This window comes from Deltaproteobacteria bacterium, from assembly GCA_016930875.1.
Taxonomy (GTDB): Bacteria; Desulfobacterota; Desulfobacteria; order Desulfobacterales.
In genome coordinates, this window is record JAFGFW010000047.1 from 142191 (window position 1) to 148591 (window position 6401).

Sequence of the window (6401 nt, forward strand, 5' to 3'; positions counted from 1 at the left end):
ATACAATGTCCGCCTTCGGCGGACAACAAAAGGGAGAATTCGTGTACTGTCTGAGTTGCGGAAACACATTGTTTCGACTGACGACAATTTCGATTCTGAGCCTTCTGTCTGCGCTGGGTTGGACCGTATGCGCCTATTGCGAACCGTCACCCTTTGCCACGCTTCAAGAGCGTCTTGTTCGGGACGGATTTGACAAGTCCACGATACGTGCCCTGTATTTAAGACCGGAAGCCACGTTTGACGAAAAGAGTATCACAGCTTATTTTTTGCACCGCGAATCCACTTTGAACTACGGTCAGTTCTTGACCCGATCTTCCATTGGCGATGCATCCAATTACCTCAGAAAACACGGAAGGGCCTTTCAGCGGGCCCGGGAACTCTATGGTGTTGAGGGAGAGATCGTTACTGCCATCTTGCTCGTGGAATCAAGGCTGGGGACATACAAAAGCAAACGACTGGTCTTTAAGACCCTGTCGAACCTGGCGGTCGTTGATGATACTGCCAACAGGGACATGCTCTGGTACGATTACGTCAAAGACAGGGGCCGGGGCACAAAGGACGAGTTTGACAAATGGGCTCGTCGAAAATCGGCCTGGGCATACCGTGAACTTAAGGCTTATCTGAAATATGTTAAGGCCCAGAATTTAGATCCCTTATCTTTGCGCGGATCCTATGCCGGGGCCTTGGGCTTTGCTCAGTTTGTTCCTTCAAGCGTCCTCAAGTTCGGTATTGACGGCAACAAAGACGGGCAGATCAATTTGAGTCAGCACAGAGATGCCATTGAAAGCGTGGCCAACTATCTGAAGGGACATGGGTGGAAACCGCAACAGAGCCGCGACGAGGCGTTTCGCGTTTTGCTTAGTTATAACCACAGTAAGTATTACGCTGACACAATACTGGAGGTGGCCGAACGTCTTTCCGGGAATCGGCGGAAATGAGGACCGAGGCAGTCTAGGACATGAGTCATGGTTTAATCCTCCTGATGTTGTTGCTTCCCATGGTCCCTACGTTCTGGGCCATCGTGGACCTGGCACACAGGGATTTTGGCACTTTGAGAAAAAAAGCCCTTTGGGGAGTTTTTGTGGTCTTTGTGCCATGCTTGGGAGGTCTTGTTTACCTCATCTTCGGACGTAGTCAGGGAACCAGGTCATAGTGCAGAGGTATTCTCATGTATAACATTGCGAGCGTAGAGGACTATCATCACGGTGAAACTATCTTTAAGGAAGGTAGTTCGGGAGACTGGATTTATGTGGTCCAGTCAGGCGGAGTAGAAATCTCCAAAACGGTTAACAACAACAAATATGTTATTGAGGTGCTGGAGCAGGGAGACATATTTGGCGAGGTCGGCTTTATTGGCGGCATGGGACGAATAGCCACAGCCCAGGCCGTGGGGGAGACCAAAGTCGGGATCATTGATCGGGAATTCCTGGACCAGGAATTCAACAAACTCTCGGAGGATTTCAGGATCATACTTGTTGCCATCGCACACAGGGTTAAGAAGATGACCGAAAGGGCCTCAGAGTTCACGGTCCGAAAGGAGGCACGAGTTTCAAAGGTGCTTCCCGTTATGTTCAAGTTTGGTGACACGCTTATCAAGGGTCACTTGGGAAACATGAGCACCTGGGGACTTTTCATAAGGACAAACAACCCACTCAATCCCGGCCACAGGTTTTCCCTCAAACTCGATCTGCCTGGTATCAAAGAAGCGTTGAAGCTTAAATGTGAAGTGGTCTGGTCAAGAACAAAGGCAGAAGGCCCCCACCGACCTCAGGGCATGGGAATCAAGTTCCGTGACATAGACATGAAGGACTACCGAGTACTGAAGCAATACATCCAGGAGCAGGGGACAGATGAAGAAAACTCGAAATGAAAACAGGCTGCCCGTCATTCAGGATGCGGATCTGGCTGACAAGGTAGTCCTGGTTCGGGTGGATCACAATGTAGTCAAAGACGGCATCATCCGAGACCCCTACCGGATTGATCGTACGATCGGAACCCTTTATAACATTGTCGAAAGGGGCGGTCGGATTATACTGATGACCCACGTGGGACGGCCCCGTGACAAAAAGACAGGGCACATTACATGTGATGCCTCTACGTCCACTCAGCCGATTGCTGCCTATATCGAACGAAAGCTTCACACCAAGATACATGTGCCTACGTTTCGGCCTGAAAACAAACGTGGCATTCTCGGCATTGACACCTCCATTAATCTGGCCATCAAAGAGCTTAAGCAGCACAAGATCGGCGGCATCTATCTGCCCAATACGAGGTGGTTTGAAGGAGAAGAGGCAACCGGGCAAGTAAGAGAGTCATTTTCACGTCAACTGGCCGGTCTTGCAGATGTTTTTGTGAACGACGCCTTTGGCTCATGGCAGCCCCATGTTTCCGCTTACGACATAACTAGATACCTCCCCTCATATGCGGGTTTTCTCATGCAGGAAGAAATAGGGCACCTGGAGCAAGTCCTTCATCCCGAGCGTCCCTTTGTTGCAGTGGTGGCCGGAGCCAAATACGACACCAAAATAGGCCCTTTGAATGAGCTTTACAATAAAGTGGATCATCTGATCCTTGGCGGCGTTATCTACAACACATATCTTTGCGCAAAATATCAGGTTCGCATCGCCGGGGTCTCAGACGAAGACATAGAGGCTGCCAACAAGCTTGTCTCAATGGACAAGAAGAAGAAAAAAATCGTTGAACTTCCCCATATTGTTGAAGCGGACCAAATCGGCAGAAAGGTTCGTGGCAAATTCAGAAAAATTGCAGTCAAGGACCTTGTACGAGGTAAATCTTATGGTTATGTCCTTGACATTGATTCAAGGTCTTTTTCCGACAAAAAGGTGGCAGACGTGATCGGTTCGGCCCGGACTACCTTTGTCAATGCGGTCATGGGCTACACACCCTATTTTACTGAAGGCTCAGAGGCCCTTGACCGAACCATCGACAAGAACCGCGAAGCCCTGAAATTCTACGGAGGTGGAGACACCCTCCAGGAGTTTAAGAGCCTGTGCCCGGGGCTTTACCTTGCGGTCTTGGACGACGCCCAATACTATTTCTTCACAGGCGGTGGCTCGGTGCTCAAGGCGATCGAACAAAGCGATTCCATGGGCATGAAGCCGATTCAGGCCTTACTGAAAACAAGAAGAGACTTGAAAAGGAATTGACAAGGTAGGCTCTATCCTATAGCTTTAGCTTGATTTCAGGGTCCCATCGTCTAGCGGTCTAGGATATCGGCCTCTCACGCCGAAGACACGGGTTCGATCCCCGTTGGGACTACCAGGTAATACCTAACCCCTTGATTTTACGTAATGGAGTCAAGGGGTTTTTTAGTGCGTCTCGATGGGCCTTGTGAACCGCCCGTTGTTATGCCGCCTATATTGCCGAACCTCACTGTCCAATCGGGATCCGAGCCGATCCTTTTCGAGTTCCAAATCGTAGCGAGCCTGAAGATTGACCCAAAACTTCTCCGTTGTACCGAAAAATCGTGAAAGGCGAAGTGCCGTGTCGGCGCTGATTCTCCTCTTTCCGTGAACAATTTCGTTAATTCTTCGCGAGGGTACACTAATGTCCTTTGCCAGGCGATATTGGCTGATACCCATAGGGTTCAGGAACTCCTCCAGAAGAATCTCTCCAGGGTGTATTGGGTCCAACTTATGTCCAGTCATCTTGCGTTCTCCTAATGGTAGTCAATGATTTCAACATTGTAGGCATCCCCCTGCTTCCATTCGAAACAGATTCGCCATTGTTCATTTATAGGTATGCTGTGCTGATTTTTCCTCCGGTCCGACAGCTTTTCCAGCCTATTGCCGGGAGGGATACGCAAATCTTTAATGGCCTCTGCCGCATCCAATAACAGAAGCTTTCGCAGTGCAATCCTCTGTATTTCAGCAGAAAACTTCCGAGAAGTTTTCCGACTAAAAACCGTCGCTGTTTCTTTGCAACGAAAGCTTTTTATCATCATATTTTACATAACGCATGCCGTTAATAACGTCAAGCGTTATTATTCCACCCAAGCCAAAAAGACCAGTTTTACATCTGATGGATCATGTAGGATATCAGGTATCAGCCATAAATCTTGTTTCCTGTTTCACCTTACAGATCCTGTCCCTGAAAAAAACAATCTTTCCATGTGTAAAAACCTGGGCCCTTTCCGGGCCCTGAACTTGGTAACATATTGATTTTATTGGGTCAGTGTGTACCCGTTGGGACTACCAGGTAATACCTAACCCCTTGATTTTCCGTAATGGAGTCAGGGGGTTTTTCGTTGGTCTCGCAAGTGTGACCGTATCTGTCACCATCGCATGTCACAAAAAGAATGATAGAGGCGTAAGCCGTTCGAAACGGGGGGGCAGGCATAAATAACTAAGTTATTTTCTAAACCGGTGATTATTCTCCTTTCCGATTCTCCCGCTCTTTTTACTGCATACCCCGCTCCGGGTCGAGTCATTTCAAGCCGTTTAGCCAAATCATGCATCCCAGATCATCAACCACTATGCAGAGTTATTTATTAATTTATGCCCCACCCTCGCCCCTGTCTCGTCTCCGAGTTCCGAAATCAGTTAACCCATTGACACAAAAAGTATTTTTTGATACTTTTCGCCGATATGAGTATAACCTGTCAACATCAACCACAAGATGATCTTATGAAGCGAATGTAAAAACCCGGGTTCTCATGCAGAGAAACGGGGGCTTGTGTTCATGACGGAGGCAAGCCTCATGCAACTTGTCATCAATACCCCAGGCACCTTTATTACCCAAAAAGATGAATGTTTTCGACTGAAACAAAAGGAAAGAGTCTTTGATATTTCTCCGCTAAAGGTTGAAAGCATAGTCATTTCCAACCAGGCAATGATCTCCAGTCAGGCCGTGGTGCTGGCCCTTGAGCACAATATTGATGTCATCTTTCTCGACAGCTACGGCGATCCCATGGGACGGATCTGGTTCTCCAAGATGGGAAGCACAGCCCTTGTTCGCAGAAGACAGTTAGAGGCCATGGAGAGTCCTTTGGGTCTTCAGCTTGTCGTTGACATGGTGGGTCAAAAGCTCGACAACCAGGTCCGCTTTTTGAAAAAATTGATGCACGCCCGGCCTGGCAAGGAAGAGAACTTCCTCTTGCCTATCCAGACCATTGAGAAAGCCAAGTCTGACGTTTCTTCTTCTGGCTCTGACCTGGAGACAGCTCGAAGTAGCCTGATGGGCCTTGAGGGGACTGCGGGCAGGAGCTACTTCCAATGTCTGTCAGGTTTGCTTCCTGAAAAATATCAGTTCAAAGGCCGTTCCCGGAGGCCCGCAAAAGACCCGTTCAACGCCTGCCTGAACTACTGTTATGGTATCCTCTATTCTCTTGTTGAAAAGGCCTGCATCCTGTCGGGCCTCGATCCTTACGTGGGGTTCTTGCACACAGACAACTACAACAAAAAGTCCCTGGTGTTCGACCTGATAGAGCCTTTTCGGATCTACGGCGAACAAACAGCCATCTATCTTTTTACAGGCAAAAAGATGAAAGACGACTACTTCGATGCCAAAGAGGAATCTGTGTCCTTGAACCAGGCCGGCAAACCCCTGGTTGTGGAAGCCATGAACAAGCATCTGGACGAGGCTGTCCGTTACCGTAGAAAGAATGTGAAGCGCCGCTTTATCATCCAACACGAAGGCCACCGTCTGGCCAACATCCTGCTTGCCGATGCCGGAGAGAAAAGGGCTGACTGGCTGGAGATCAAAGAGTTTTAGGATGTCTGTACTTGTCTGGATAGTCTATGACATTAGCGAAGACCCACGCCGGAACAAGGTGGCCAAGACATGCAAGCAATATGGCCTGGTGCGGGTTCAAAAGAGTGTGTTTCTCGGAAGGCTCGAAAGGAATCGCTTTGACGAGTTGGCCGAGGCGTGCCTTGGTCTGATCGACGAAGGCACAGACAGCGTTTATCTTTTTCCCTTCTGCCAGGAGGATTTCAGGCAGGTGAAGGTCCTGGGGCAGGGGTTTGACAGAAAATTGGTAAACGATGAGGTGCTGGCACAGTTTTTTTGAAAAAACTTTATAGCTGTGACCGGATCTGTCACGGTTGGGTGGTATGCAAAAAAAAGATGTGCAGAACGGTTGCCAAAATTGCTGTTCTGGCAACCAAAAGTCACATATTTAGCCGCTGGTCCCACACGACTTCGTAATAACATGCGGGTCGTTTGAAGCCGTTTGCATAAGGAACAAATATACGAATATGACGATACAGTATCCTGAAATCATTAAAGAAGTTACAGAAAAGGCGAAGTCCGACGAACTAAGGCACTTCAATTTATCCTCTTTCATGTCAGACAAGGTAAATATTCGGTGAACTCTTAAATTTTGCTGGACACAGCTTTTCAATTTTGGTATACGCGGAGACATGTCGTGTCATTACTCA

General features: G+C 48.4%; 8 protein-coding genes and 1 tRNA gene. 7 read left to right on the forward strand and 2 right to left on the reverse strand.

Annotated features, from left to right (window positions below; all coding sequences use genetic code 11):
• Window positions 1-41 precede the first annotated feature (41 nt).
• The 5 genes from JW883_05165 to JW883_05185 all read left to right on the forward strand — a co-directional run bounded on the left by JW883_05165 (window position 42) and on the right by JW883_05185 (window position 3282).
• On the forward strand, window positions 42-938 hold the full coding sequence (locus JW883_05165) for a lytic murein transglycosylase (protein MBN1841658.1): 897 nt from the start codon (window positions 42-44) through the stop codon (window positions 936-938).
• Window positions 939-958: 20 nt separating this feature from the next.
• Complete coding sequence (locus JW883_05170) at window positions 959-1153, forward strand: PLDc_N domain-containing protein (GenBank protein MBN1841659.1); 195 nt, start codon at window positions 959-961, stop codon at window positions 1151-1153.
• A gap of 15 nt (window positions 1154-1168) precedes the next feature.
• Window positions 1169-1870 carry a cyclic nucleotide-binding domain-containing protein gene (locus JW883_05175; GenBank protein MBN1841660.1) on the forward strand — a complete coding sequence of 234 codons (702 nt, stop codon included), beginning with the start codon at window positions 1169-1171 and terminating at the stop codon, window positions 1868-1870.
• Entirely contained in the window at window positions 1851-3167 is a 1317-nt protein-coding gene (locus JW883_05180; protein ID MBN1841661.1) for a phosphoglycerate kinase, read from the forward strand. The genes JW883_05175 and JW883_05180 overlap by 20 nt, the downstream gene beginning before the upstream one ends.
• A gap of 39 nt (window positions 3168-3206) precedes the next feature.
• A tRNA-Glu gene (locus JW883_05185) sits at window positions 3207-3282 on the forward strand.
• 47 nt (window positions 3283-3329) lie between these two features.
• On the opposite strand, the gene JW883_05190 is transcribed toward JW883_05185, so the two are convergent.
• Window positions 3330-3668: a HigA family addiction module antidote protein gene (locus JW883_05190; protein MBN1841662.1), complete on the reverse strand. Its 339-nt coding sequence runs from the start codon at window positions 3666-3668 to the stop codon at window positions 3330-3332.
• Between the two features lie 11 nt (window positions 3669-3679).
• Window positions 3680-3961: a type II toxin-antitoxin system RelE/ParE family toxin gene (locus JW883_05195; GenBank protein MBN1841663.1), complete on the reverse strand. Its 282-nt coding sequence runs from the start codon at window positions 3959-3961 to the stop codon at window positions 3680-3682.
• 758 nt (window positions 3962-4719) lie between these two features.
• Between JW883_05195 and cas1 the strand changes: the two genes are divergently transcribed.
• Both cas1 and cas2 read left to right on the forward strand, forming a co-directional pair.
• A complete protein-coding gene (gene cas1, locus JW883_05200) occupies window positions 4720-5733 on the forward strand; it encodes a CRISPR-associated endonuclease Cas1 (GenBank protein ID MBN1841664.1) in 1014 nt (337 codons plus the stop codon).
• 1 nt (window position 5734) lies between these two features.
• Window positions 5735-6031, forward strand: a complete 297-nt coding sequence (cas2, locus tag JW883_05205; GenBank protein ID MBN1841665.1) for a CRISPR-associated endonuclease Cas2 — start codon at window positions 5735-5737, stop codon at window positions 6029-6031.
• Window positions 6032-6401: the final 370 nt, after the last annotated feature.

Excerpts from the sequence above, each read along its gene's own strand:
- JW883_05195 (MBN1841663.1), bottom strand. The coding sequence starts at position 3,961 with ATGATAAAAAGCTTTCGTTGCAAAGAAACAGCGACGGTTTTTAGTCGG.
- cas2 (MBN1841665.1), top strand. The coding sequence starts at position 5,735 with ATGTCTGTACTTGTCTGGATAGTCTATGACATTAGCGAAGACCCACGC.
- JW883_05190 (MBN1841662.1), bottom strand. The coding sequence starts at position 3,668 with ATGACTGGACATAAGTTGGACCCAATACACCCTGGAGAGATTCTTCTG.
- JW883_05180 (MBN1841661.1), top strand. The coding sequence starts at position 1,851 with ATGAAGAAAACTCGAAATGAAAACAGGCTGCCCGTCATTCAGGATGCG.
- JW883_05170 (MBN1841659.1), top strand. The coding sequence starts at position 959 with ATGAGTCATGGTTTAATCCTCCTGATGTTGTTGCTTCCCATGGTCCCT.
- cas1 (MBN1841664.1), top strand. The coding sequence starts at position 4,720 with ATGCAACTTGTCATCAATACCCCAGGCACCTTTATTACCCAAAAAGAT.
- JW883_05175 (MBN1841660.1), top strand. The coding sequence starts at position 1,169 with ATGTATAACATTGCGAGCGTAGAGGACTATCATCACGGTGAAACTATC.